Below are 26,199 nucleotides of genomic sequence, written 5' to 3' on the forward strand. Positions count from 1 at the left end.
GTTATTGCTTCTCGGCATCAATCCACGGTGCTATCGCTTCAAGTGTTTTAGCGACCGCGCCACGGTTTCTCTCCACCACATTCAGCGCGGTTTCTCCTGCTTGTTGGCATTTCTCTGGGTTGTTCATGAAACCCAATAGCGCATTGGCAATGTCTGAGGGTGCTTCTTGCACCTCACAAGCGCCGGCTTCAATCAACTGATCGCCAATGACCTGAAAATTAAAGTAGCTTGGGCCTGTGATTTGAGGCTTCCCAAGGGAAGCGGGCTCCAGCAAGTTGTGCCCACCGAGCTTATCACCCATCAAACTTCCCGCCATAAATGTCACGGTCGATGTGGCAAGCAAGGTCATCATCTCTCCCATGGTGTCGCCTAAATACACCTGCGTATTGTCATCAATAGGTTGTGACTGACTACGACGTGACAGTGAAAATCCTTTTTGTTCAGCCAGTGCAGCAACGTCGCCGAAGCGTTCAGGGTGGCGTGGCACCAGCACCATCAACGCATCAGGCTGTTCGGCCAATAGCGCTTGATGAGCTTCAAGCAGAATCTCATCTTCGCCGGGGTGAGTACTGGCAGCCACCCACACTGGTCGTTGTTTGATTTCTTGCTTCAGCGCAACGACGGCCTCGCTCGTGTTATCAAATTCAGGTAAATCAAATTTCACAGAGCCTGATACGGAAACGCGCTTTGAATTGACGCCAAGTTGAACGAAACGATCTGCATCGTCTTGGAACTGGCAAAGAATGTGGTCAATATTTTTTGAAAGCAGATTGAACATCGGTTGCACGCGCTGATACCCGCGCATCGACTTTTCCGAAAGGCGAGCATTCATCACGATGATCGGAATTCCGGCTTTTTTTACCGACGTTAACGTATTCGGCCAAAGCTCGGTTTCCATGATCAACATGGTTTGAGGTTTTACGCGCTTTAAAAAGCCATTCACGGCGAAGGAAAAGTCGATCGGCATGTATCTGTGTTCCACGCCATCGCCAAGCTTGCTTGCAATCGCAGCACCTGTTGTCGTGGTGGTGGTGACGAGTATCGAAGCGTCTGGATATGTCTTGCGAAGCGCCAGAATAATCGGTTTTGCGGCAATCACTTCACCGACGGAAACAGCATGAATCCAAATTGGACGTTGGCCTACAAGTGCTGGCGTTTTTCCAAAATGCTCAACCCAGCGCTTACCAACACGAGGTTTCCCATCTTTGGCGCGATAGAGACCCAGAAGAAGAAAAGGGGCAGCGATGAAAAGTAAAAGGGTATAAAGAAGGCGCACACGAAAACCTTGTTTGGAAAACCTGAGGCTAGTTTACAACAAAGGGCTCGAAATCGAGCCCTTTAGCGGAACAATAGCCTATTTCGATAGCCCTTCATCTATCAAGTATTGCTCCACTTGCCCGACGTAGTCGACTTTATACGAGTATTTGTCACTGTCATGCGCGGCAACAAGGTTAACGAGAAGAAAGAAGCCAGCCAAAGCGATGAGGCCTTTATTGAAACGAGTGGGCATTGAGATTCGCCATGTTTCTGCTGACACCATGATGGGGATGAGAGCCAGTGGGAATGTAAGGATCAGATGCCAATATGAAAAGGTAATGGGGGATAGCATGGCGTTGATGATGATGGCCAATACCGTCGCGCCTGCAAACAAGAGCAGCCAATGTGTGTCATCTGCAATCGGCTTGTCGCGTTTAATTATGGGCTTGATGCTCTTCCATGCACGCCAGTTTACTTTTGCGGAGATCACCACGGTTGTCGCGCCTACCACATAAAGTAGTGCCTGCCAGCAATACTGAATAGTCATCTGTAGCCAACTGATGGTGGTGATCCAGTCAAAACTGACATCCGTGATCAGCCGATTTGAAAACATCGTAGAGCCGTAGCGAACCCAATAGAACACTGCTTTAATTACTGGGTAAACATGAACCGCACCATAGCCGATGTAACGATCACTTTCTCGACTGATACTCTCGTTAACCATGTATTCCTGAAAATAGGGAATAAGGGATGCGAGAACAACCATGCCACCAATCATGACACCCGCCCAATTAGGATGTGCCATTTTACGGTAAAGAAGATAGCAAGAGATGACAGCCAATACTGGCCAAGAGTAATGGAACTGCATCGCGCCGCCAATTGCCAATACATGGAGAAAGCTAAACGCGAAGGAAGATTGCTCTCGAAGTTTAAATGCTGACCAAAAATGCAATGCCGTAAAAAAACACAAATAGGCAGGGTTGTAGAGCAAGCTGTCGTACAAAAGCCATGGGTTCAACCAATAGGCGACCATGAATAGAAAGCGGACCGGTTGGCTGAAGACAGATTTCACTACGGCATCAAGCAAAAAGAATGAGATGACTCGTAGCACGATAATGGTGAGCATCGGTGCCCAAGGGTTATCCCATAACAAGAGTGGAGCCCCGACAATCCAAGCGGATAACGATCCAGGTACATTGCCCACAGCACTAGCAGCGTTGCCAAATGCCAGCCAGACATTTTGATAAGCGCCTAGGTAGCCCTTATAGAGCATTTGGGTTTGGTCGCCAGTAAGGATTTGATTACTCGCGTACAATATGGCGAGCATTAAGCCTAAGTAGAATCCAGCACGTTGAAGTGAGGGCGCAAAGCGAGTGAAAAAGTCAGGTGTCATGAAGTATCCGTGCAACCTAGTTTGTTGAGGAGTCTGTTTCTCTATATGTCCAAAATCGGTGAATAACGTAAGTCACCAGGGGGATCATAAACACAACCAGCAAGACGCGTAGATAGCTGTTGGTATCATTGAACAGTTCACTGATCAGTTGTGAGATCACTAACGCAGAGAATTGAACTGCAAAGAAGCGTATTGCATTTTTACGTGACAATGATTGTTTAAACACAAACAGTGATTGTACGAAATACGAAAAACCAAATGCGACAAGGAATCCAAAGAGATTTGCGGTTAGTACATTAGCGGCAAAAAAATGTAGCAACCAGAAGGCAATAGCGACATGTATCAGTGTCGCTATTCCACCGGTTAAGCCGAAACGTATAATCCGGTATTGAAAAAGCTTTTTCGCGATTGGGTGCACTATCGACGGTCACTCTCGGGTGTTTTTGAATCACTATCGAGGATATATACAGGTCTTCGTTTGGATTCCATGTACAGTCGTCCGATGTACTCCCCCATGACGCCCAGTCCAATTAACTGTATGCCACCAAAGAAAAGAACAATAGTAAGTAGCGATGCATAACCCGGGATATCGACACCAAAAACTAAGGTTTTTATGATGATAGATGCACCCAGTATAAATGCGATAGCCGAGAATATAACACCAAGGTAGAGCCAAACACGTAAGGGCGCAGTACTAAAACTGGTTATCCCTTCCAAGGCAAAATTCCACAGTCGCCAACCGTTAAAACTGCTTTCTCCGGCTGCGCGAGGTTGACGTGCATACTCAACCACTGAGGTTTTGAAGCCTACCCAAGAAAAGATCCCTTTCATGAATCGCTGGTTTTCTGGTAACAGTTGAATAGCCTGAACGACCCGACGGGTGATGAGCCTAAAGTCTCCTACATTGTCAGGAATTTCGACGTCAGCAATGCTGTTGTGAAATTTGTAGAATAAATTGGCGGTGATTTTTTTTGCCAGTGTATCGCTGCTTCTGTCGATGCGCTTGGCGACAACAACGTCATAGCCTTTTTGCCACTCTCTAATAAAGTCATGGATGAGCTCAGGCGGGTCTTGCATGTCGGCATCAATAGGGATGATGACGTCACCTTCGGCATGTTCAAGGCCTGCGGTCAGTGCCGCTTCCTTGCCAAAGTTACGTGAAAGGTTAAGCACGCGAATGTGCTTATCTTTTTCAGCCAGAGCATAGAGCACGGTGAGTGTGTCGTCTCGACTTCCATCGTTAACAAATAACAGCTCGTAGCTGAAATTTGTTTCTCCTAATATCTCCGTGATTTTATCTGTGAAGGTGTGGATAACCTCCTGCTCGTTAAAGCAGGGGCATACGATGGAAATAACTGGCTTGGTCATTGAATTCCTCATCCATGTGTCAGTGAACCCATCCGTTAATGCATTCTAACTACCGAAATTGATAAGACTTTTATTGAGTACGTCCTTTATAGTATTGCACTTCTTTTGGTGGGAACACGCGGTCGAGCAATTTATTTACTTTACCTTTAATGCTTTTTTCTTTGTAGACAGTCGGCAGCGTGCTTAGCTCCAACGTTTGTACTCGAGCTAAATCTTCTTCAAACGATGACCCTGACAATGTTGAAAACATAAAAAAGTCGACGATTTTTGCATTCCAATCCGGCTTGTTGCCCCAGTAGTGACCGATTTGATTTTCTGCGGCGGTTAAGATCGAGGAGTGTTTGAGGGCGACAGAAAAAGCGAACTGTTCTACTAAACGTCTAGGGCAATCTGTTTTACAGATTTCATCACATATATCGATGGCAAGCGAAATCGTCTGTTTGGCATGACTACGATGAAGTGCAATGACGCCAGCATTCCACATTTCAGTGTCTTCATTGATGGTGACGCCAGCAAAGGTCTTTCCTTGAAGGGATTTCCACATGTTTCGTGGAGTTTTACTTGTCATCCCACAGAGTTTTCCTTCATTTTCATGCATGAAAGATTGCCCTTTGCTTAGTCCGTTAGCAATGACGTCCATATTCCGCACATAGAAGGTATCTGAGTCAACATAAAGAATGTCTTGCTCGGGGTTACGCAGTGCTGCGGCTTCAATGGCTTTCATTTTTATGCGCCAAAAAAAGTCATCACTTCCACGCCATTCATTCATGATGTTTTGGTCAATCTCGATAACATCAACACTGTCGCCAAAATACTCATAGTATTTTGGGCGATCAGTAACAACACAAACCTTAGAGATAAGGTCACTTTTCAAATAAGTGAGAATGGCAAAAGAAGCTTGATAGTGGTTTTCTAAGCGGTCGCCAAAAGTAAGAAGCGTTAAAATCATTCCGTTTATCCGTAAGTTAACCAACCGCAGAAATAGCGAAGAATGAAAGTACCGCCAAGAAATCAGTTACTTTCATTCATCGTGTTATTTTTCTGCTGTATATGCAGTTGAGATAGTATGAACTATTTGCTCATTGGTAGGAACGGCGCAAGACGCATTCATGACGATATGGTGAATAGGCTCATATCTTGGTGTATATCGGAATGGAACTGTGGCATAGAAAATACCGACAGTGGGTGTGTGCGTTGATATTGCAACGTTTCTTACACCCGTATCCGGCGCTACAACCAGCTGGGCTTTTGCGCAGAATGTGAGTAATTCCTCCAGAGGGATGCATGGCTGGATTGCAAAATTATCGTAGGTCGTTAGGTGTGAAAGAAAGTCACCTTTTTCTGACTCATTGACGCCCTCAAGAAAAACATGCTTAACCTCAGGAAAGGTCTTCACGGCCATTTCCATTAGCGCGATAACCTGATCGTTTTTTAGCACCTTTCTTGGTTGGGATGCGCCATTAAAGTAAACGAAGTAAGGTTGTTCTGAACTGACGAGCTCCGCGTGATCGGGATAACCAAAGTCGAGGCGTTGTGCAGGAATATGGCCAAGTAAGCGCAGCATATCTAGCATCGTTTCGACTTCTGGCTGGAGATCAGAGCGAAATACCGCAGCATTGTATAGTGTGCCTTTGAGCCAAGACTTGTAAGGAAAACCAATCTTTAATTTGGCTTTGTTGAGAATGTTTACCCAGTAAGAGCGGTTAGTTCCCGCCAAATCAAAAATGACATCCTGATCGCCCACTTCGCGAAAGTTATTCATTTTATCGCCGAATGACACTTCCCCTTTACGATCTCTGCCGTGCAGAACGACGGTGCGATCTGCAAGATCGGAAGGCATTCCATATTGATAGGTAGAAAGAGCGACTAACGTAATTTCCGCATTGGGGAAGAACTTGCGCGCTTCGATCAAGAACGGTCGAGTGATAACTTGATCACCTAAAGCCGCATGTCTAATGACCGCAATTTTTTTGACCTTATTTGGGTCAAATTCATTATTCAAGTAGTGCTTGGCTGCTTTGGATGCGTAAGCGCCTTTTTCAAAGCATGCGTATTTTGATGAAATCTTTGGTTGATTAAATTTCATTGTCTTTCCATCGCGGCGTAGAGATTAAGTCGTGGTATGCGCTAAGTACTTGCTGTGGCATTAGCTTATTGAGGCAATCTAAATGTCCAAGTGGGCATTCTCGTTTGAAGCACGGGCGGCATTTGATGTCGGTGTTAACAATTCTCACTTTATCTGAAAGCGGAGGAGTGTACATGGGGGAGCTTGAGCCATATATCGCTACAATATTGCTGTTGACGGCAGCAGCCACATGCATGAGTCCTGAATCGTTTGAAAACACAGTGTGGCAAGCCGCAAGCAGATCCACCGCATCTACCAATGAAGTCTCTCCGGCTAAATCAAAGCACATTGATTTTTGATGCTCTGAAAGAGCACTAACAATGCTTTCTGTGACTGCTTTGTCTTTGGGACCACCGAATAGACATACTTGGTTGCCTTCGGCGATCAATTGTTTGGCGATGTAGGCATAGTGCTGTTCGGGCCAGCGTTTTGCTGGGCCAAACTCAGCACCAGGGCAGAGGCCAATAATGGGCGAGTGAGAGGCTATACCGAATCGCTGTAGACAGGCAGCTTGATTCTCTTTGTCAACGTTGAGTGCTGGGTTTGATACGCTCTCGATGTCAACTTCCGATAGCATCGCCTGTTTTGTATGTGCGAGAGCAACATAGCGCTCTACCATGTATTGGAAGACTTTTCTGTCTGGTCTTAAATCGTTGAGCAGACCAAATCGAAGTTCTCCTTTCCATCCCGTTCGTTTAGGGATTTTAGCAAATAGCGGGATCAGTGCCGATTTGGCGGAGTTAGGTAACACATAGGCATGATCATAATGTTCTTCACGTAATGATTTGCCCAAGTTCCAACGTTCTGAGAGATTAAACTGACCGTGTCCGACCGGCATTTCAATTGCGTGGTGAATTTCAGGCATACGCTCAATAATGGGTTTGCACCAAGCAGGTGCGAGCACATCAATCAACGCATCGGGATGATGGTCTTTTAAGCGTTTGTAGAGGCTTTGGGACATGACCATGTCGCCTACCCAAGATGGGCCAATTATGAGTATTTTCATGGTTAGTACGTTAACTTCTCATCCCAACAAATGTCAGATTTAATGATTTTAGCTGGGTTACCGGCAGCAATACTGTTTGTGGGAACGTCATGAGTGACTACCGCATTGATTCCAACGACTGAATGATCACCAATATCATTGCCCTTGAGGACAACTGCGCCATCAGCCAACCACACATGTGAGCCTATCGTAATGCTCTTTGCTGGATTGATGCGTTCATTTGCGCAGAGAATGTCATGCCCGTCGCTGGTCATCACTTTGACGTTTCGCGAGAACATACAGTTTTCACCGATAGTGAGTGTCGTGCCATTTTCACGCGCCGAAAGGTAACAGCCCTCTCCAATCACAGAGTGTTTTCCGACAGTGAGGCTGCAGTTGTTGCCATTGATTTCGATATGCACGCCTTTTAGGTTCGCACCATCGTCAATCATTAACTTATTGCCCGTGCCTTTTATCGAAATATGGCACTGTCGGATCCGTGTTGCGGAGGCAACATTGATCGTGTTGCCATTTTTGACTTTCACTTTATTGCGAAGAGTGAAAAGGAGACGATTTAATAGGCCACCTTGTCGGGATGTATTCACGTTAGGTGACCTCTTAATATAGCTGACTACCATCCGGTCTTGATCTGAGCAGATTCATGATCCACATATACTGGCCGGGGTCGGATTCCAAAAACTGTTCAATACGTTTGTTCATCATGCGCGCGTCGGCTTCTTCGCTACCTGTTGGGAACGGTGCGAGTGGTGGTTGCACAATGACTTCAAAATTACCGGTTTCGCGGTTGTATACAGGCATTAGCGGCACGATTTTCGCTCGGCTGAGTTTTGCCAGTTTACCGAGGCCTGAAAGTGTCGCCTTTTGTGTACCAAAAAGAGGCACGAAGACACTGTATTCAGGGCCGTGATCTTCATCTGGCAAGTAATAGCCTAAGAACCCTTCACGTACGGATTTGATAAAAGGTTTCACGCCATCACCGCGCTCGTGGGTGCGACCGCCGTACTTGAGACGTTGCACATTCATCAACCAATCCACGACTCGATTTTTTTGCTTTTTCACCATAGCTGCGACAGGTAAGCCACGCGATGCGAGTTGCACGGCAGGGTAGTCAATTGCCCAACTGTGCGGCACGAGTAGAATGACCTTTTCACCGTTCTCGACGAGCTCGGTGAGGATTTCCTCGTTACGAAAAAGCGTACGTTTTTCCAAATAGCGTTTGCTGCGCATCATGATGGTGGCAAAGCCAAGCATCACGCATCCTGCATTAATATAGCTTTGTTCAAGAATGGCGAAACGCTCTTCTTCTGTTTTTTCTGGAAAACATTCTTGAAGGTTGACGACGGCACGCTTTTTCGCCCGGTTATTCATTTTAACCAGTCGTTTGGCGAGAAACTCTGCGAATTTGTCACGTAGACGGAAAGGGACAAACGCGAGGATCGCGACAACAAACATCCCTAACCAAGTACCCCAGTAGCGAGGATGCAGGAATGCCCATTCGAATTTGGGTAGATAAGAAGTGTTGCTTGATTCTTGGCTCATAGAGTCGAAACTACAGATAAATCAGAGGTAAGACGAAAAACGGGCCGAGGCCCGTTTTCCTGCCAATTACTTGTTCAGGATTGCCATGTATTCGGCAACACCTTCAGCGACAGTTTTAAACTCTTCGCTGTAGCCCGCGGCGCGCACCTTGGTGAGGTCGGCTTGGGTGAAGGCTTGGTAGCGGCCTTTTAGGTGATCTGGGAACGGGATCTCTTCCACTTCACCTTGGTTGTGGTAGGCGATAACGGCTTCCGCGACAGCGCGGAAAGGTTCAGCGCGACCAGTGCCACAGTTGAAGATGCCAGATACGCCGTTTTCAAGGAACCAAAGGTTCATCTTGCAAACGTCGCCAACGTACACAAAATCACGTTTGAAGGTGTTGCTGCCTTCGAACAGTTTTGGATTTTGACCATCTTTGATTTGGTTGTTTAGGTGGAACGCCACTGACGCCATGCTGCCTTTGTGGTTTTCACGTGGGCCGTAAACGTTGAAGTAACGGAATCCTGTGATTTGCGACAGCGTTTCGCCATGTGCTTCTGCGTCAGCCCAAATACGACGTACATAGTTGTCGAATTGCTGTTTCGAGTAACCGTAAACGTTCAATGCACCTTCGTACGGCTTCTCTTCGATGAAGTCGTGGTCACGACCGCCATAGGTCGCAGCCGAAGAAGCATATAGGAAAGGAATTTCACGCTCTAAACAGAAGTGCAGCAGCTCTTTTGAATACTCGTAGTTGTTGAGCATCATGTATTTGCCGTCCCACTCTGTGGTAGCAGAACATGCGCCTTCATGGAAAATGGCTTCGATTGGGCCGAAATCATCACCCGCCATGATTTGGGTGATAAAGTCTTCTTTGTCCATGTAGTCAGCGATATCTAGATCGACCAGATTGACGAACTTGGTACCGTCTTTTAGGTTATCAACCACTAGAATGTCGTTGATGCCTTGTTCGTTCAGGGCTTTAACAATGTTGCTGCCAATCATGCCAGCGCCGCCAGTCACTATAATCATACTTTTACCTAATATCTGACAATGAGAAGACCCCGCCATCACTCTTGCGGAGGCTATGGTAATATTTACTTTTCCCTTTTGGGCCTGAGGATAGCAGTTTAACCATGAAAACCCGTGATCGCATTATTCATTCTGCATTGGCACTGTTTAACGAGCAGGGTGAACCAAATGTCACTACCAATCACATTGCTGCTGATCTTGGGATTAGCCCAGGAAACTTGTATTACCACTTCCGTAATAAGGAAGAGATTATACACAGTATTTTCGATCAATACGCGCTCGATCTCACGGTGGGCTTTCAACCAGAAGTGCCAGCTGAATCCGATCAACAGCGTCTGCTTGCGTATTTAGATGCCACGTTTCAGTTGATGTGGCGCTACCGTTTTTTCTACGCCAATCTGCCCGATATATTGCGACGTGATGCGGTATTGCAGAATAAATACCTCATCGCACAACAAAGCCTGAAAGCGAACTTATTTACCATGCTGGGGCGATTTCGTGACACTGGCTGGTTAGATATGAAAGACGAGGCTCTGGCGTCGCTGTGCAGCACGCTTAAGCTTGTTGCTTCAAGCTGGATATTTTATCAAAGCGCCCAAGCGCCACAGGCCAAGATAACGCCAGCTGTTATCTATCAAGGTGTTTTGCAAATACTCAATATGGTATCGCCCATGACAACAGACAAGGGGCGAGCAGTTGTTGGCGAGTTAATTGAGCACTACCAACAGCAAATGACAGAGGCATCTGCGTGATCTCTGGCAATAAGATATGCTAATTCGATAGACGCAACCTTCCTCATAACCCTATTATCAGCCATTATTGTGATATGTAATACTGCATTAGTTTAATGTGGTGGACGTATCAGCTTCACTTGTGCGCGATAAATACTGTGTTATCAGTGCTCTACTGATGGCATGCCTTAAATTTGTTCCTGTTTTCCATGATGGAGTGAGCGATGACTACCGCTTTTTACCAGCAAATCCGCCAACAGCTTGAAGAAGTGAAAGCTGAAGGCCTTTATAAAGATGAACGTGTTATCACGACGGCGCAGCAAGCCAAAATCGCGGTGACATCAGGTGACGAAGTGCTGAACTTCTGTGCCAATAACTACTTAGGTCTGGCGAATCACCCTGCACTGATTGAAGCGGCGCAGAAGGGCATGGACGAGCACGGCTTTGGCATGGCATCAGTACGTTTCATCTGTGGAACGCAAGATTCGCACAAAGAGCTTGAGGAGAAACTCTCTACTTTCCTCGGTATGGAAGACACCATTCTTTATACCTCTTGCTTTGATGCGAACACGGGTTTGTTCGAAACCATCTTGGGCGCAGAAGATGCGATTATTTCTGATGCACTAAACCACGCTTCAATCATCGATGGTGTGCGCCTTTGTAAAGCGATGCGTTTCCGCTATTCGAACAACAACATGGAAGAACTTGAGCAGCAACTGATTGCGGCAAAAGAAGCCGGTGCTCGCAATACGCTTATCGTGACGGACGGTGTGTTCTCAATGGACGGCGTTGTGGCGAACCTGCCAGCGATTTGCGATTTGGCAGACAAGTATGGCGCATTGGTGATGGTTGATGACTCTCACGCAGTGGGCTTCATGGGCGCGAATGGGCGTGGTACTCACGAGCATCACGATGTGATTGACCGTATCGATATCATCACCGGTACGCTAGGCAAAGCCATGGGCGGCGCATCAGGCGGTTACACCTCGGGCAAGAAAGAAGTGATTGATTGGCTGCGCCAGCGTTCACGCCCGTACCTGTTCTCGAATTCTCTCGCTCCAGCGATCGTCTCTGCGTCTATTCGCGTGATTGACCTGCTGGAAGAAAGCGGCAATCTGCGTACCCAACTTTGGGATAACGCGAGCCATTTCCGCGCGCGCATGAGCGAAGCGGGCTTTACGCTTTCTGGTGCTGACCACGCAATCATCCCTGTGATGCTGGGCGACGCGAAAGTGGGCGCTGAATTTGCAGGACGCATGATGAAAGAAGGTATCTACGTGGTTGGGTTCTCGTTCCCTGTGGTGCCAAAAGGCCAAGCACGTATTCGTACACAAATGTCGGCTGCACATAGCCGCGAGCAATTAGACAAAGCTATCGATGCCTTTATCAAAGTTGGTAAAGACATGGGCTTGATTGGATAAGCAGTCAATGACGAACAAAATGAAAGCGCTGGCAAAACTGAAAGCGGAACCTGGCATTTGGATGACCGAGGTTGAGCTGCCAGAAGTAGGCCATAACGATCTTTTGATCAAAATCCGTAAAACCGCGATTTGTGGTACTGATGTACACATCTACAACTGGGATGAATGGTCACAAAAGACCATTCCGGTGCCAATGGTTGTCGGTCACGAATACGTGGGTGAAGTGGTTGCTATGGGTCAGGAAGTTCGCGGTTTCACCGTGGGTGACCGTGTTTCTGGCGAAGGCCATATCACTTGTGGTCACTGCCGCAACTGTCGCGCTGGCCGCACACACCTTTGCCGTAACACCACGGGTGTTGGTGTGAACCGTGAAGGCGCATTTGCGGAATATTTGGTGATCCCAGCGTTCAACGCATTCAAAATTCCTGCCGATATCTCTGATGATCTCGCCTCTATTTTCGACCCATTCGGCAACGCGGTACACACTGCACTGTCATTTGATTTGGTTGGCGAAGATGTGCTGATCACCGGTGCTGGCCCGATTGGGATCATGGCAGCAGCTGTCGCGAAACACGTGGGTGCGCGTTATGTCGTGATCACTGATGTGAACGAATACCGCCTCGATCTTGCTCGTAAGATGGGTGTTACCCGTGCGGTTAACGTGGCGGAAGAGAAGCTTGAAGATGTCATGGCTGAGCTAGGCATGAAAGAAGGCTTTGACGTGGGCCTTGAAATGTCAGGTAACCCGTCAGCGTTTAACTCTATGCTGAAAACCATGAACCACGGTGGTCGTATTGCCCTTCTGGGTATTCCACCGTCAGACATGGGTATCGATTGGAACCAAGTGATTTTCAAAGGCTTGGTGATCAAAGGTATCTATGGTCGTGAAATGTTTGAAACGTGGTACAAAATGGCGAGCTTAATCCAATCTGGTTTGGATCTCAGCCCAATCATTACACACCACTACAGTGTTGATGACTTCCAAGAAGGCTTCGACAAGATGTGCTCTGGCATGTCAGGTAAAGTGATTCTTGATTGGCAGAAATAATGCCAACCTGAACGCTTTAACAAACCCGCTTCGGCGGGTTTCTCTTTTTTGAGACTCTAGCTTTAACTTTTTAGTGATTCAGGTAATATGGTCTTGTAAATCAGAGTAATTCTATCAAATATACGACTATACTCAGGACAACGATGCCAGTAATAACGAACGGTATGGAACTTCCAATTTTGCCAAACTCATACAGCACTCGCGCATTGCAGCGTGATTGTGATGAACTATATTCAGCCAGAGCTTCGAATGGAGCTATGGTAAGTTTTTATGTGCAAAAGGAAAACCATTACGCTTGTGCGGTCAACGCAGAGGCTGGTCCAGAGGGCCGCCACGAGGTTATTACGAAAATGGAGTTTAATCAGGATCGTGATGGTCTAATCTCGGTATCTCGATTCTTTGAAGACGATACCTATCAGCAGGTTGAACTTGTTGCGACAGATAGACGAGTTCGGAACTCAGGTATAGCTACTGCGTTGTACGAGCTTCTTGTTCGATTTCGCAGCCTCAAAATTGTATCAGACTCTGAGCAGTATGAGGGTGGGAAAGCTATCTGGCAAAAACTCGCTGAAAGAGGAAAAGTTTCGGTTTACATCTACGATACTGAAGCGGAAGAGTTCTTTGCTGTTAACGGCACTCGGGTTAAATACGATGGTAGTAACATCCCAGAAGCTACGATTTGGTCAACAGATCCAAACCGAGAAAAAGAGCACATATTGCTTACTGCCTGCTATCCATGATTAGACCCGCTATGGCGGGTTTTTTATTACTATTTGTTTAGCAGCGCCTGAGAAATAGGAATTAAATCCACTTGCTCTTGGAGAGCTGGAAGGGCTTTTTGCAGGGTGTCGAGTGTGATGGGTAGCGGATGGGCAATTACCACCGCAATTCCACGATGGTTGGCCTGCTGGATCGCTAGCTCAAGCTGCTGGAGGATGAAATCTTCCGTTTGCAGGTGATCAAGAAAAACATGACGACGGTTGTTGGCTAATCCGTGCTGTTTTGCAATTTTTTGCGCGACGGTGCTTGGCGTGGTGCGGCTATCAATAAAGCCGAGCTGTTTGGTATGAAGCGTTTCCATGATCCAATGCATGGGCTCTTTGTGCTGCGTGAGCAAACTCCCCATGTGATTGTTTACTGCCACTGCATGAGGAACACGATATAGCGCTTCTAATATGGCGTTCTGCATTTCTACTTTGTCCATATCAAGCGTGAGTTGATTAGGCTCTGATGGGGCGTGTGGAGCGCTTTGCATGGGCAAATGAAGCAAGATCTCGCGTTGCTGACTGAGTGCAGTTAACGCCACTGCGGTATCGAATTCGGTAAAAGGGATCACGGATACGCTGATTTCACTGGGCAGTTTCGCGATGTCTCTCGGCATCAAGTCATAGCCGAGATCATCAATAATCAGTGCGAGTTTGGGCTTGGCAGCCACAGTCGGTGCCAGAAGAAGTAAGAGTAGGGTGGTGACAGTAACAATCCTTTGCATCTGTAACCTTCCGTGTTTACCGGCCTAACCAGGGGCTAGGGTTGGTGGCGTTACCTTTGCGCCGAATTTCAAAGTAGAGGCCTGAGAAAGCCTGACCGCCACTGTTGCCGACAAGCGCCACTGGATCGCCTGCTTTTACTGTTTCGCCCACGTTTCGGAGCAAAGCTTGGTTGTAGCCATAGAAGCTCATGTCACCTTTGCCATGGTCAATGACCACCATCAAACCGTAGCCACGCAGCCAGTTTGAGAGCACAACGGTGCCATCATGGGCTGCTTTCACTTCCGTTCCTTCTTTGGCGGAAATGACCATGCCGTTCCAGCGAAGTTGACCGCTTTGCGCACTGCCATAGCTATGAAGCACTTTGCCTTTTACTGGCCATTGTAGTTTGCCTTTGTACTTACCCAGCCCATCCATTTTGACTTTGGCTTGTTCGGCGGCAACACGCGCCAATTCGGCAGATTTTTCCAATTCGACTTTCAGGCGTTTTTCGTTGTCTTTCAATTCAGTCAGGTAGGATTTATCGCTGCTAATTTGACGTTGAATAGCATTGGCGGTTTTTTTCTGTGCGCGTTGTTCTTTTTCCAATGCGGATTTATCTGCCTGCAAGGATGCCAGCACCGTTTTTTGCTTTTCAGTTTGCTCAGTCAATGTGTGGCGTTTTAGCTGCAACTCAGTATCTGTCGCGGCTAACTCATTGATGGCATCGGTGCGTGCTTTAGATAGGCGTTCGGCATAAACCGTCATACGGTCTAATTGGTTGGTGTCTTGGCCACTCAATATGGCATTGAGTTGATTGTGTTCGCCTTGGCGATATTGGCTGTTGAGCAATTCCTTCAACAATTCCATTTGCCCCAATTTGAGCTGCTCTAGGCGTTGGCTTTCTTTATTCAATAACGCGATATCTTGTTGCAGGCTCGACAGTGTCGCGTTGGAGGTTCGGATTTGTTTCGCCAAGCCACTGATGGATTGTTCTTGTTTCTTCAATGCAGTTTGAAGGGAGTTTAGCTTTTTATTGCTGCTGCTCAGTTGTTGCTCTTGACGAGAAATCTCATTTTTAACGCCCGAGAGTTGTTCATCACTGGCGGTGGATAACGGTGAGATAAGCAGGCATAGCAAAGCGCCAGTGCATAAAGCACTGGCGCGCAATGTTTTAAGTAGGCGCAAATTTATTCCTAACATGTGTTGCAGTATATCAACCTGATATGGGGTCTGCACTATTGAGAGTGTCTCAGCGTCGCAAGAACGTGAAGAAATACAGTCAATATTAGTGCTTTTAATTCAAACAGTTTGTGAAACTGACAGCGTTAACTGGAAGCAGGCGATACGCCATAAAAAAGCGCCGAGGAAAAGGTATTGCTACCTTTCGCCTCGGCGCTTCTATTCGTTAAATACCGAAGGGGTATTTAGCGAGCCTCGATTACTTTTGAACGTAAAGTGGTTTGCCTGTCATGTCTGATGGGATAGCCACATCAGACAGAGACAGCATGGTTGGTGCGAGATCAGACAGCTTGCCGCCTTCAACCAACTCAATGTTTTTGCTACCTACGTAGATCAATGGTACCGGTAAATTGGTGTGAGCTGTGTGGATGCCGCCCGTTTCAGGGTCGATCATCATTTCAGCATTACCGTGGTCAGCTGTGATCAGCAATTGACCGTCAACTTCTTTAATCGCTTCAACGACGCGTGCGATACAGCTATCAACCGCTTCACATGCTTTCACTGCCGCATCGTAAACACCAGTGTGGCCAACCATGTCGCCATTCGGGTAGTTACAGATGATTTGGTCAAACTTGCCACTCTTAATCGCTGCAACCAGTTTGTCGGTCAGTTCTTCTGAGCTCATTTCTGGCTGAAGATCGTAGGTTGCCACTTTAGGAGAAGCAACGAGTGAGCGCTCTTCGCCCTCAAATGCGTCTTCAGCACCACCATTGAAGAAGAAGGTCACGTGTGCGTATTTTTCTGTTTCAGAAATACGAAGCTGTGTTTTGCCTTCTTTCGATAGCCATTCACCCAATGTATTCACTAGGTTGTCTGACGGGTAAGCGCAAGAAGCGTCGATGTCTGATGCGTATTCAGTCAGCATCACGAAATCTGACAATTCTGCGACTTTTGAACGGTTGAAACCGTCAAAGGTAGGCAGGAAGGTGCGAGCGATTTGACGCGCACGGTCAGCACGGAAGTTCATGAAAATCAGGCTGTCACCGTCATTGATAGACGCAACAGGCTGGCCTTCAGCACGGATTTCTGAGGCTTTAACGAATTCATCGTTTTCTTCACGTGCGTATGCTGCTTCAAGCGCTTCTACAGAAGAGGCGAAAGTGAAATCACCCTTTGCTTCAGTGAGTAGGTCGTAAGCTTTTTCAACGCGATCCCAGTTGTTATCGCGGTCCATAGCGTAATAGCGACCCACGATAGACGCGGTGCGGCCTTTACCCAGTTTCGCAAACAACTCGTCAAAACGAGCCAGAGAGTTTTTCGCACTGCGTGGTGGTGTATCACGACCATCAAGGAAGCAATGTAGGTACACGTTTTCAGCGCCACGCTGAACCGCCAACTCAACTGCCGCAGCGATATGATCTTCGTGGCTATGTACGCCGCCAGGTGACATAAGGCCCATGATATGGACGGCTTTGCCTGCTTTAACAGCCTTGTCTACAGCGCCAGTCAGAACGGCGTTATCGAAAAACTCGCCATCAGAAATCGCTTTAGTAATGCGAGTAAGGTCTTGGTAAACGATACGACCTGCGCCAATGTTGGTGTGACCAACTTCAGAGTTGCCCATTTGGCCGTCTGGTAAACCAACATCCATGCCTGATGCTGAGATCAGTGTGCTGGTACCCGCCATCAAACCATCAAGAACGGGTGTGTTAGCGTTAGCAATGGCGTTATCACTGTTATCTTCGCGATAACCCCATCCATCCAGAATAACAAGTGCCAAAGGCTTCTTAGCAGACATACGGTGTCCTCTTTATGTCGATTTCAATGTTTAAAATAGAAAAACAATTAGCGTAACTTTACTACATTTTGTTGGTTAAGCAGTAGGCAAACTTTTTCGCTAAAATATCAACAAAATTTGTAATGCCAAGTGGTTAGCTCACGTATCTTCTGGTGTGTCTCTTAGTGCTCTCACCTGAGTAATACGTGCTGGTGAGCAAGAACGGGAAAATAGTTGTAGTAAGTCAACAGCTTTTGGTCAGCAAACGCCCTATCTTCATGCTGCACGCTCAGTTGATGATCGAATAATCAATAAATGTGGGTGAGTGTGATTTAATTCAAATTTTTGCGCTTTGTTACCAGTGAGCAAGGGCATGGAAATCCAAGCCCATGCTGTACTTGCGGGCGCGGGAGGTTATACTCGGGGTCGATTTTTTTGCCGACATGAATGTAGAAGCGAGCTATGCAGCAGTTAATTGAATTTGTCCAAAGTAACTTGATTTTGTCACTGGTGTGGGTAGGTCTGGTCGTTGCACTGGTTGTCTCTGTGATCAAACAGAAAACCGCGTCGTACCGCATCGTCACACCAAATGATGCCACCGTGATGGTAAACCGTGAAAATGGTGTGTTTGTTGATATCCGTAGCCGTGATGAGTATCGCGCAGGTCATATTGCTGGCGCACTTCACGTTTTGGCGAAAGACATTAAAGCCGAAACTTACGGTGAGATTGAAAAACACAAATCTGACCCAATCATTCTGGTATGTAAGACTGGCCAGACTGCAATTGAAAGCGCGAATTTGCTGACAAAAGCTGGGTTTGAGAATGTTAGCGTACTGAAAGATGGTTTGATTTCGTGGAATGAAGCGAATCTGCCATTGGTTCGTAATAAGAAGAAAAAGTAACGCTAACCAGTGAGCTATACGACAGGCAGCTCTCAAAGGCTGCCTGAATTATTTTAGAATGCGAGAACGCATTGGTTTATTTAACAAGGATTTATCACTATGGCTGAAGCAGCAACCAACCAACAAGCACAAAACTTTGCGATTCAACGTATCTTCCTGAAAGACGTGTCTTTTGAAGCGCCAAACTCTCCAGACGTGTTTCAGCAAGAGTGGAACCCTGATGTAAACCTAGATCTAGACACGCAAAGCCGTGAACTGGGTGAAGGCGTTTACGAAGTGGTACTTCGTTTGACTGTGACCGTGAAAAACGGCGAAGAAAATGGCTTCCTGTGTGAAGTTCAACAAGGCGGTATCTTCAGCGTTGATGGTATGGAAGCTCCGCAATTGGCACATTGCCTAGGCGCATTCTGCCCGAACATCTTGTTCCCGTACGCTCGTGAAACTATTTCAAGCTTGGTGGTAAAAGGTACGTTCCCACAACTAAACCTTGCGCCAGTTAACTTTGACGCATTGTTCATGAACTACCTGCAAAACCAAACGCAAAACACTGAAAACGCTGACGCATAAGCGTCGCGAAAAGGGTCGACACCAATGACAGAAAATACCCAAGCCACTCATGCGATGGCAAATGTTGCCATGACCGTATTGGGCGCAGGCTCATACGGCACCTCGCTGGCCATTTCTTTGGCACGAAACGGCGCGAATGTCGTCTTGTGGGGCCATGAAGCGGCGCATATGGCGCAGTTGGAAATAGATCGTTCTAATGAAGCGTTTCTGCCGGGTGTCGCCTTTCCAGACTCATTGATTTTAAGTGCGGATCTGCAAGAGGCGGTTCAAGCCTCGCGCGACATTTTGGTCGTGGTGCCGAGTCATGTATTTGGCATGGTATTGGCTCAGGTAAAACCTTTTCTTCGTGATGACCAACGAATTTGCTGGGCAACGAAAGGATTGGAGCCTGAGACGGGTCGGTTACTTCAAGATGTTGCCAAAGAGCAGCTCGGTGATGATATACCGTTGGCGGTGTTATCTGGCCCAACGTTTGCGAAAGAGTTGGCAGCAGGTATGCCAACCGCGATTTCGGTAGCGTCACCTAACGCCGAGTTTGTTGCTGATCTGCAAGAGAAGATTCACTGTAGCCGCACTTTCCGTGTTTATGGCAACAGTGATTTTGTCGGTATGCAGCTTGGTGGTGCAGTGAAGAACGTCATCGCGATTGGCGCGGGCATGTCGGATGGCATTGGCTTTGGAGCGAATGCGCGTACGGCATTGATCACGCGTGGTCTTGCCGAGTTAACTCGCTTAGGCGTTGCTTTGGGCGCCGAACGTGAAACCTTTATGGGCATGGCGGGCTTGGGCGATCTAGTGCTAACTTGTACTGATAACCAATCTCGCAACCGCCGTTTTGGTTTGGCGTTAGGTAAAGGCCAAGGCGTAGATGAAGCGCAAACTGAAATCGGTCAGGTCGTTGAAGGCTATCGTAATACCAAAGAAGTCCGTGTTTTGGCGAAACGTGTTGGCGTGGAAATGCCGATCGTAGAGCAAATCTATCAGGTGCTGTACGAAAACAAAGATGCTCGCTTGGCGGCGCAAGATTTGTTAGCGCGTCAGAGAACATCTGAATAGCGATATTTAACGTATTACTATTATTGAGTCTTAAAAACGCGGGAACTCTTCTCGCGTTTTTTGTTTTTGCGACGAGTGGCATGCATCGTGAGAATCGTGGTGCCAAAGAGGCTTTTCGCAGACGGTTTCAATATTGGGTTGTTTGTATATCTATGTCACACTGACAATCTCGTGAATTCATGAGATTGATGACAAGACAAGTAGCAGGGTAAAAGGTACCAAGATGCAAAGGATGTGTGGTGAAGGCCGTGATAAAAAATGCCAGCAAGAAAAAGTCTGGAAGGCCATTAAGCGTGAAGCAAAAGAGCAGACAGAGCGTGAGCCAATGCTGGCGAGCTTTTTCCATGCCACCATCATTAAGCACGACACGTTAGCTGCAGCACTCAGTTATATCCTTGCCAACAAGCTTGCCACGCCGAGCATGCCAGCCATGGCAGTGCGTGAAGTGGTGGAAGAAGCCTATGCAGGCGACAGTAGCATTGTTGCGTCGGCAGCGTGCGATATTTGCGCGACCGTGGAGCGCGATCCCGCGATTGAGCTTTACTCGACCCCGCTTTTGTATTTGAAAGGCTTCCACGCTTTACAAGGCTTTCGTGTGGCGAACTGGCTTTGGTATCAAGGTCGCCGTGAGTTAGCGGTATACCTGCAAAACCAAATCTCTGTGGCGTGTCAGGTTGATGTTCACCCTGCGGCCTGTATTGGTCGTGGCATCATGTTTGACCACGCAACAGGTATTGTCATCGGTGAAACCGCCGTTGTTGAAGATGATGTTTCTATTCTTCAGGACGTGACGTTAGGCGGAACGGGCAAAGAAGGCGGTGATCGTCACCCGAAAATTCGTACAGGTGTCATGATTGGCGCGGGCGCGAAAGTACTGGGTAACATTGAAGTGGGCGAAGGGGCGAAAATTGCAGCGTGTTCTGTCGTTCTCATTCCTGTGCCTCCCCATACCACTGCTGCGGGCGTACCTGCGAAGATTATTGGTACACCAAGCAGCGAAACGCCTTCGTTCGACATGGACCAGAACATTAGCAGTTCAGAATTTATTGAAGGCGATGGTATCTAGCTCCCGTCTTTCAGACTCTGAGAGTGTGAAACCGAGAAGACACCAAGGAAAGAGAATAAAAAAACGGAGCCCTTAGGCTCCGTTTTTGTTTGGTCTGTCTAGTGATCAGAACAATTTGTTCGCAACGTCGTACAAGTCTTGACGGAACGGGCGACGCATATTTTCGATAGCATCGATGATATCGTGATGAACAAGTTGTTCATGCTGGATACCGACACAACGACCACCTTCGCCTTGGATCAGTAGATCAACCGCGAATGCACCCATGCGAGACGCAAGAATACGGTCGAATGCACGAGGCTGACCGCCGCGTTGAATGTGACCTAGAATGGTAGCGCGCGTTTCACGACCTGTTTCTGCCTCAATGTACTTCGCCAACTCGTTGGTGTCAGTCATTAGCTCGGTGATCGCGATGATTGCGTGCTTCTTACCTTTGTAGATACCTTCTTTGATTTTAGAGATCAGGTTCTCTTTATCTAAGCCGATTTCTGGTGTGATGAAGTACTCACAGCCGCCAGCAATCGAAGCCATCAGTGTCAAATCACCACAGTGGCGACCCATCACTTCAACGATAGAAATACGTTGGTGAGAAGAAGATGTATCACGCAGACGGTCGATAGCTTCAACAACGGTGTTCAGTGCTGTTAAATAACCGATGGTGTAGTCAGTGCCTGGGATATCATTATCAATCGTGCCTGGCAGACCGATGCATGGGAAACCCATTTCAGTCAGCTTTTTCGCACCCATGTATGAACCGTCACCGCCGATCACAACCAGCGCTTCGATGCCGTGCATCTTCATGTTCTGGATGGCTTGCTCACGCACTTTCTCTTCTTTAAATTCAGGGAAGCGCGCAGAACCGAGGAAAGTTCCGCCTCGGTTGATCATGTCTGAAACGCTAGTGCGGTTCAGTTTTTCGATACGGTTCTGGTGAAGGCCTTGGTAGCCGTCATAAATACCGCACACTTCAATGCCTTCGCTCAATGCCGCACGCACAACACCGCGGATGGCTGCATTCATACCCGGGGCGTCACCGCCACTGGTCAAAACACCAATTTTACTAACCATGGTTACCCTCTGACTTTGGGAATTGAAATTTCAAATCCATTTTCGCATGTTAAGACCGCGAATCTGCACCCTGCTTTTCGTTGAAAAGTCTTATCAGGTAACGCGGGTATGTCTCAGCATGCATTGACGTGCCAGTTTATCTTGCTGGCAACGTCTTTGAAACTGTAACTTTCCTACTTATGAAAGACTATTACAATTTCACTACGTATTTTCGTTGATTAATATCACTAAGCGTTGCAAATGTTCTTTGTTTTTCGTGTATTAATTTTGCTCACGAGGGATTTTTCCTACCACTGATATGGGATCTTGGTGGATAAGGATATCTGCGCCAGGGAACGCGATTTCTAATCGGTCCTCAACCTCATCGGCAATGACGTGGGCATCGACCAGTTTTAAGTCGTCGTCGAGTTCGAGGTGAAGCTGGATAAAGCGCGTCGCCCCAGCCTGTCGTGTACGCAGGTCATGAACACCTTCCACACCTGAAACGGTTGACGCCAGTAGCATGATTTTTTCTTGATCTTCAACGGGAAGTTGATGGTCAAGGAGCGCTTGAACTGCTTCGTTGGCCATTTTGAACGCGCTGATAAGAATGAATATGCCAATACCAATCGCAAAGATAGCATCTGCCATCGGGAAGCCATACCAAGCTAAACCTAGCGCCACGATGATGGCAATGTTCATGTATAAATCAGACTGGTAATGCAGAGAGTCTGCTGCGATGGCCTGACTGCCCGTTTGTCGCACGACCCATTTTTGGAATAAGACTAGGCCTGCCGTGATCACGGTGGCAATACCACTCATTACGACCCCAGCTTCAGGGTGAAAAAGCTCCGTGGGTTTAAATAGTCGCTCAACGCCATTGAGAAGCAAGAAACAGGCAGAACCTACGATGAACGCGGCTTGAGCTAGAGCAGCAAGAGATTCGGCTTTACCGTGACCAAAACGGTGTTCTTCATCCGCGGGTTGGAGCGCATAACGCACCACAATAAGGTTGGTAATGGAGGCGAGTAAATCAATCAGGGAATCGACTAGCGATGCCAGTAAGCTGACAGAGCCGGTATACCACCAGGTTCCCAGTTTCATCAGCAATAGAAATGATGCGGTAATGGTTGCCGCCCATGCGGCCATCTGAACTAAGCGGGCGTATTTTTCAGTCATGTGCACGTACAACTAAGAGTAAGTGGAGAGAGTATAACGTTTTTGTTATTGGATTGTTCGGCTGACCGAGAGGGAAATGCGACATGCCGACAAATGTCGGCATGAAGGGAGGAATCAATGAATCTCAGTGGATGTCAGTGATCAGTGGTGTTTTTTCATGCGTTCTTGATGACGCTCTGCCATTTTTTCCATGTTTGCTTTTACTTCCTCTTTTTGTTCTGGTGTAAGGATATTCAGCATCTCATGTTGGCGTTTCATCATTGCCACTCGGCGTTCAACTTGTTGGTCAGCCATTTTTTCTGCCAATACGCGAATTTGTGATTCGTCAAAATTGTCTGATAGCAGCAGTGCCTGCATCTCTTGACGGTCAGCCATCATGCCAGCTTTCATCTCACCTTTGTTCGCTTTCATCGCATCGCGGCTTTGTTCACGCAGTGCTTTTAGCTCGTCTTTTTGCTCGTCAGTTAAGTCGATACCACGCAGCAGATGTTTACCCATCATGCCTTTTCCACCATGCATGCCGTCGCCATTGTGATGTTTACCACCAAATGCCATCGCTGACATTGAACCCATCATTAGTGGAAGTGCGATAACAGTGGCAACAATGCGTTTTGATAATTTCATGATGTTCTCTCCGGTTTATTTCCAAGCTATTTGCTTGGGATTTGTTATTTGGTTTGGGTGTTTCGTGTTGATGTGTTCACTTTACTGGTCCAGACGTAAACCGGTGTTCATGGAGCGTAAAGCAATGTAAAGGGAGGTAAACCTGATGTTTACTCATGGCGTCCCTGACATGATTGGCAGATACTAGACCCATCAACCTATATACGGGCGCGTACCATGAGCAAAATCCTTTTGATTGACGATGACACTGAACTCACTAGCTTACTAAGCGACCTTTTGGAGCTAGAAGGTTATGAGGTCGATATAGCGAATAATGGTCAGCAAGGGTTAGAACAAATCAATGACAGCATTGATTTGGTGTTATTGGACGTCATGATGCCTGTGTTGAACGGGATGGAGACACTGCGTCGTTTGCGTGAAAGCTGGGAGACTCCTGTGCTTATGCTTACCGCTAAAGGCGAAGAGATCGACCGAGTGATGGGGCTGGAACTGGGCGCGGATGATTACCTTCCTAAGCCTTTCAGCGACAGAGAGTTGCTGGCGCGAATGCGCGCGATTTTGCGTCGTACAGGCAAAAACCACGACGACAAACGCAGTGACGACACGCAGGAAAAATTGGAATATCAAGATATCGAGATTTTCCCCGGAAAGATGGAAGTGTATTGCCAGCAACAGCTGATTGACCTGACGGGCACGGAAACGGCGTTGCTGACGTATTTGGTCAGACAGCCTGGTTCCATTGTGGCAAAAGCGGATATCAGCTTGAATGTCTTGGGTAAACGACTCGCGCCATTTGATCGCGCTATCGATATGCACATATCCAACATTCGTAAGAAATTACCGGAGCGCGAAGACGGTAAACCACGCATTAAAACCTTGCGTGGGCGTGGTTATTTGCTGGTGGAGGCATAATGAAGTTGCCGACCATAAAAAGCCTTTATGGCCGTATCTTTGCTATTTTTTGGCTCACGCTCATGCTGGTGCTTATTGCCGTATTAATGGCACAACACAGCGACCCTAGGCAGCAGCATGACTTGCCAGCCAGTGCAAAAGCCGAATACGCGAAAATTGCGGAAGCGGTGTCTGCAAAAATCACCAGTGGGCACGGTTCGTTTCAACAAAAACTGAAAAATTTTCAGCGAAAACAACCAGAAAGAGGTTCGATTAAACTCTACTTCACCAGTGTAGATGGAGAGATGCTCGGGCGAGGTCATCACGGCAGTAGCCGCGCGTTAAAAAACTTTGTGACGCTCGCGGATGATCCAGACGAACCTATGCAGCGCCTTTATGGGCGTTGGATGCTAGCAGGCCCATTTACTATCGAAGATAGCAACCAACAAGCGTTGATGTACGTGGGCAAGATGTGGCGAGAATCCCCACCATTTTATGTTCGGATCTTGGACAGGCCTTTCCAATTGCTGTTGGTTACCATGTTAGTGAGTACCCCATTGCTGTTGTGGCTGGCTTGGGCAGTGACTAGGCCAGCACGTCGTTTACAGGCTGCGGCTGAACGTGTCGCACAAGGGCGTTTTGAAACGGATCCTGATTTAGAAAAAGGCCCGCGCGAGTTCCATCAAGCAGGGGCCAGTTTCAATCAAATGGTGACGGCACTGAATCAAATGATCAGCGGACAGCAACGATTGTTGTCCGATATTTCTCACGAGCTGCGCTCTCCATTGACCCGCCTTCGCATGGCGAATGCACTAGCTATTCGTAAGCAAGGACAAAGCGATAACCTCACGCGCATTGATACAGAAGCAGAGCGTATGGAAAAAATGATTGCGGATCTGTTGTCTTTGTCGCGCATGCAAATCAACAGTCACGCCGAGCGCGATGTTTACTCCTTATTAGAGCTTTGGCAAACCTTGTTGGAAGACGCTGAATTTGAAGCAGAGCAGTGTGGCAAGCACCTCACCTATGGCGCGATACCCGAAGCAAACATTGAAGGTAATGGGCCATTGCTCTGCAGCGCTTTGGAAAACGTGGTGAGAAACGCCATCAAATATGCCAATCATCAAATAGATGTGACGATGTCAGTGACAGGAACATCATTAGAAGTGATGGTGACTGATGATGGTGAGGGCGTCCCAGAGGAAATGCTCGTTGATATCTTCAGACCCTTTTATCGTGTATCGACAGCCCGTGATCGCGCGAGTGGCGGTACAGGGTTAGGGCTGGCGATCACAGATAGCGCAGTAAGGCAGCATAATGGTTCTGCGCAGGCATCGATAAATCACAACGGTGGACTGACGATTAGACTGACGTTTTCGCTCACATTGACGTGAGTGAGAAATGTGACAGGTTATTAATTAAAAGAAATATTACTGAGTAGTGTCTCATTTTCGACTTGAGCGGCTAATCTTATCCTAAGGCAATTTGCAATTGTATTTTGACCCAGCGCCATGCTTGGCGCTTTGGGTTGCGAAGGGAGAG

Annotated in this window: 26 protein-coding genes; 10 read left to right on the forward strand and 16 right to left on the reverse strand. The window is 47.4% G+C overall.

The genetic code is table 11. From position 1 onward, the window contains the following. Position 1: 1 nt before the first annotated feature. The 10 genes from waaA to rfaD all read right to left on the reverse strand — a co-directional run bounded on the left by waaA (position 2) and on the right by rfaD (position 9,699). Complete coding sequence (gene waaA, locus LRP50_RS10680) at positions 2–1,276, reverse strand: lipid IV(A) 3-deoxy-D-manno-octulosonic acid transferase (protein WP_274164446.1); 1,275 nt, start codon at positions 1,274–1,276, stop codon at positions 2–4. A 78-nt stretch (positions 1,277–1,354) separates the two neighbouring features. Continuing rightward, entirely contained in the window at positions 1,355–2,650 is a 1,296-nt protein-coding gene (locus LRP50_RS10685; RefSeq protein ID WP_274164447.1) for a 3-deoxy-D-manno-octulosonic acid transferase, read from the reverse strand. Positions 2,651–2,666: 16 nt separating this feature from the next. Then, entirely contained in the window at positions 2,667–3,068 is a 402-nt protein-coding gene (locus LRP50_RS10690; RefSeq protein ID WP_274164448.1) for a GtrA family protein, read from the reverse strand. Then, positions 3,068–4,018 (reverse strand): glycosyltransferase, encoded by a 951-nt coding sequence (locus tag LRP50_RS10695; RefSeq protein ID WP_274164449.1) that lies wholly within the window; start codon positions 4,016–4,018, stop codon positions 3,068–3,070. Before LRP50_RS10695 ends, LRP50_RS10690 begins: the two co-directional genes overlap by 1 nt. A 70-nt stretch (positions 4,019–4,088) precedes the next feature. Further along, a complete protein-coding gene (locus LRP50_RS10700) occupies positions 4,089–4,967 on the reverse strand; it encodes a hypothetical protein (RefSeq protein WP_274164450.1) in 879 nt (292 codons plus the stop codon). Positions 4,968–5,051: 84 nt separating this feature from the next. After that, entirely contained in the window at positions 5,052–6,104 is a 1,053-nt protein-coding gene (locus tag LRP50_RS10705) for a glycosyltransferase family 9 protein (RefSeq protein ID WP_274164451.1), read from the reverse strand. After that, entirely contained in the window at positions 6,094–7,149 is a 1,056-nt protein-coding gene (gene waaF / locus LRP50_RS10710; protein WP_274164452.1) for a lipopolysaccharide heptosyltransferase II, read from the reverse strand. The genes LRP50_RS10705 and waaF overlap by 11 nt, the downstream gene beginning before the upstream one ends. A 2-nt stretch (positions 7,150–7,151) precedes the next feature. After that, positions 7,152–7,766, reverse strand: coding sequence for an acyltransferase (locus LRP50_RS10715; RefSeq protein ID WP_274164453.1), 615 nt, complete (start codon positions 7,764–7,766; stop codon positions 7,152–7,154). After that, a complete protein-coding gene (gene lpxM, locus LRP50_RS10720) occupies positions 7,747–8,688 on the reverse strand; it encodes a lauroyl-Kdo(2)-lipid IV(A) myristoyltransferase (RefSeq protein ID WP_274164454.1) in 942 nt (313 codons plus the stop codon). The genes LRP50_RS10715 and lpxM overlap by 20 nt, the downstream gene beginning before the upstream one ends. A 66-nt stretch (positions 8,689–8,754) precedes the next feature. Further along, positions 8,755–9,699 (reverse strand): ADP-glyceromanno-heptose 6-epimerase, encoded by a 945-nt coding sequence (gene rfaD / locus LRP50_RS10725; protein ID WP_274164455.1) that lies wholly within the window; start codon positions 9,697–9,699, stop codon positions 8,755–8,757. A 104-nt stretch (positions 9,700–9,803) separates the two neighbouring features. Between rfaD and LRP50_RS10730 the strand changes: the two genes are divergently transcribed. From LRP50_RS10730 to LRP50_RS10745, 4 genes are all read left to right on the forward strand, one after another. Beyond that, a complete protein-coding gene (locus LRP50_RS10730) occupies positions 9,804–10,451 on the forward strand; it encodes a TetR/AcrR family transcriptional regulator (RefSeq protein ID WP_274164456.1) in 648 nt (215 codons plus the stop codon). Positions 10,452–10,654: 203 nt separating this feature from the next. Further along, positions 10,655–11,851: a glycine C-acetyltransferase gene (locus LRP50_RS10735; RefSeq protein WP_274164457.1), complete on the forward strand. Its 1,197-nt coding sequence runs from the start codon at positions 10,655–10,657 to the stop codon at positions 11,849–11,851. A gap of 7 nt (positions 11,852–11,858) precedes the next feature. Next, the gene (tdh, locus tag LRP50_RS10740; RefSeq protein ID WP_028025850.1) at positions 11,859–12,899 is read left to right on the forward strand and encodes an L-threonine 3-dehydrogenase; all 1,041 of its coding nucleotides are present in this window, start codon (positions 11,859–11,861) and stop codon (positions 12,897–12,899) included. A gap of 164 nt (positions 12,900–13,063) precedes the next feature. Next, positions 13,064–13,639 (forward strand): hypothetical protein, encoded by a 576-nt coding sequence (locus LRP50_RS10745; protein ID WP_274164458.1) that lies wholly within the window; start codon positions 13,064–13,066, stop codon positions 13,637–13,639. Positions 13,640–13,668: 29 nt separating this feature from the next. Here the strand turns inward: LRP50_RS10745 and LRP50_RS10750 are convergent, their stop codons facing one another. The 3 genes from LRP50_RS10750 to gpmM all read right to left on the reverse strand — a co-directional run bounded on the left by LRP50_RS10750 (position 13,669) and on the right by gpmM (position 17,345). Then, on the reverse strand, positions 13,669–14,388 hold the full coding sequence (locus LRP50_RS10750) for a divergent polysaccharide deacetylase family protein (RefSeq protein WP_274164459.1): 720 nt from the start codon (positions 14,386–14,388) through the stop codon (positions 13,669–13,671). 16 nt (positions 14,389–14,404) lie between these two features. Further along, complete coding sequence (locus LRP50_RS10755; RefSeq protein ID WP_274164460.1) at positions 14,405–15,568, reverse strand: peptidoglycan DD-metalloendopeptidase family protein; 1,164 nt, start codon at positions 15,566–15,568, stop codon at positions 14,405–14,407. 238 nt (positions 15,569–15,806) lie between these two features. Further along, on the reverse strand, positions 15,807–17,345 hold the full coding sequence (gene gpmM, locus LRP50_RS10760; RefSeq protein ID WP_274164461.1) for a 2,3-bisphosphoglycerate-independent phosphoglycerate mutase: 1,539 nt from the start codon (positions 17,343–17,345) through the stop codon (positions 15,807–15,809). A 441-nt stretch (positions 17,346–17,786) separates the two neighbouring features. Between gpmM and LRP50_RS10765 the strand changes: the two genes are divergently transcribed. From LRP50_RS10765 to cysE, 4 genes are all read left to right on the forward strand, one after another. Further along, positions 17,787–18,227 (forward strand): rhodanese-like domain-containing protein, encoded by a 441-nt coding sequence (locus LRP50_RS10765; protein WP_274164462.1) that lies wholly within the window; start codon positions 17,787–17,789, stop codon positions 18,225–18,227. 99 nt (positions 18,228–18,326) lie between these two features. Next, a complete protein-coding gene (gene secB, locus LRP50_RS10770; protein ID WP_274164463.1) occupies positions 18,327–18,794 on the forward strand; it encodes a protein-export chaperone SecB in 468 nt (155 codons plus the stop codon). A gap of 24 nt (positions 18,795–18,818) precedes the next feature. Then, the gene (gene gpsA, locus LRP50_RS10775) at positions 18,819–19,850 is read left to right on the forward strand and encodes an NAD(P)H-dependent glycerol-3-phosphate dehydrogenase (RefSeq protein WP_274164464.1); all 1,032 of its coding nucleotides are present in this window, start codon (positions 18,819–18,821) and stop codon (positions 19,848–19,850) included. Positions 19,851–20,073: 223 nt separating this feature from the next. Further along, entirely contained in the window at positions 20,074–20,916 is an 843-nt protein-coding gene (cysE, locus tag LRP50_RS10780) for a serine O-acetyltransferase (protein WP_274164465.1), read from the forward strand. 105 nt (positions 20,917–21,021) lie between these two features. Here the strand turns inward: cysE and pfkA are convergent, their stop codons facing one another. From pfkA to LRP50_RS10795, 3 genes are all read right to left on the reverse strand, one after another. Next, entirely contained in the window at positions 21,022–21,984 is a 963-nt protein-coding gene (pfkA, locus tag LRP50_RS10785) for a 6-phosphofructokinase (protein ID WP_017009551.1), read from the reverse strand. Positions 21,985–22,245: 261 nt separating this feature from the next. Beyond that, positions 22,246–23,142 carry a CDF family cation-efflux transporter FieF gene (gene fieF, locus LRP50_RS10790; protein ID WP_274164466.1) on the reverse strand — a complete coding sequence of 299 codons (897 nt, stop codon included), beginning with the start codon at positions 23,140–23,142 and terminating at the stop codon, positions 22,246–22,248. A 141-nt stretch (positions 23,143–23,283) separates the two neighbouring features. Further along, positions 23,284–23,766, reverse strand: a complete 483-nt coding sequence (locus LRP50_RS10795) for a CpxP family protein (protein WP_274164467.1) — start codon at positions 23,764–23,766, stop codon at positions 23,284–23,286. Positions 23,767–23,982: 216 nt separating this feature from the next. On the opposite strand from LRP50_RS10795, the gene LRP50_RS10800 reads away from it, so the two are divergent. Together LRP50_RS10800 and cpxA are read left to right on the forward strand one after the other, a co-directional pair. Beyond that, positions 23,983–24,678: a response regulator gene (locus LRP50_RS10800; protein ID WP_274164468.1), complete on the forward strand. Its 696-nt coding sequence runs from the start codon at positions 23,983–23,985 to the stop codon at positions 24,676–24,678. After that, positions 24,678–26,051, forward strand: a complete 1,374-nt coding sequence (gene cpxA, locus LRP50_RS10805; protein WP_274164469.1) for an envelope stress sensor histidine kinase CpxA — start codon at positions 24,678–24,680, stop codon at positions 26,049–26,051. The genes LRP50_RS10800 and cpxA overlap by 1 nt, the downstream gene beginning before the upstream one ends. Positions 26,052–26,199 lie beyond the last annotated feature (148 nt).

It is taken from the genome of Enterovibrio gelatinilyticus (genome assembly GCF_028683095.1).
Taxonomy (GTDB): Bacteria; Pseudomonadota; Gammaproteobacteria; order Enterobacterales; family Vibrionaceae; genus Enterovibrio; species Enterovibrio gelatinilyticus.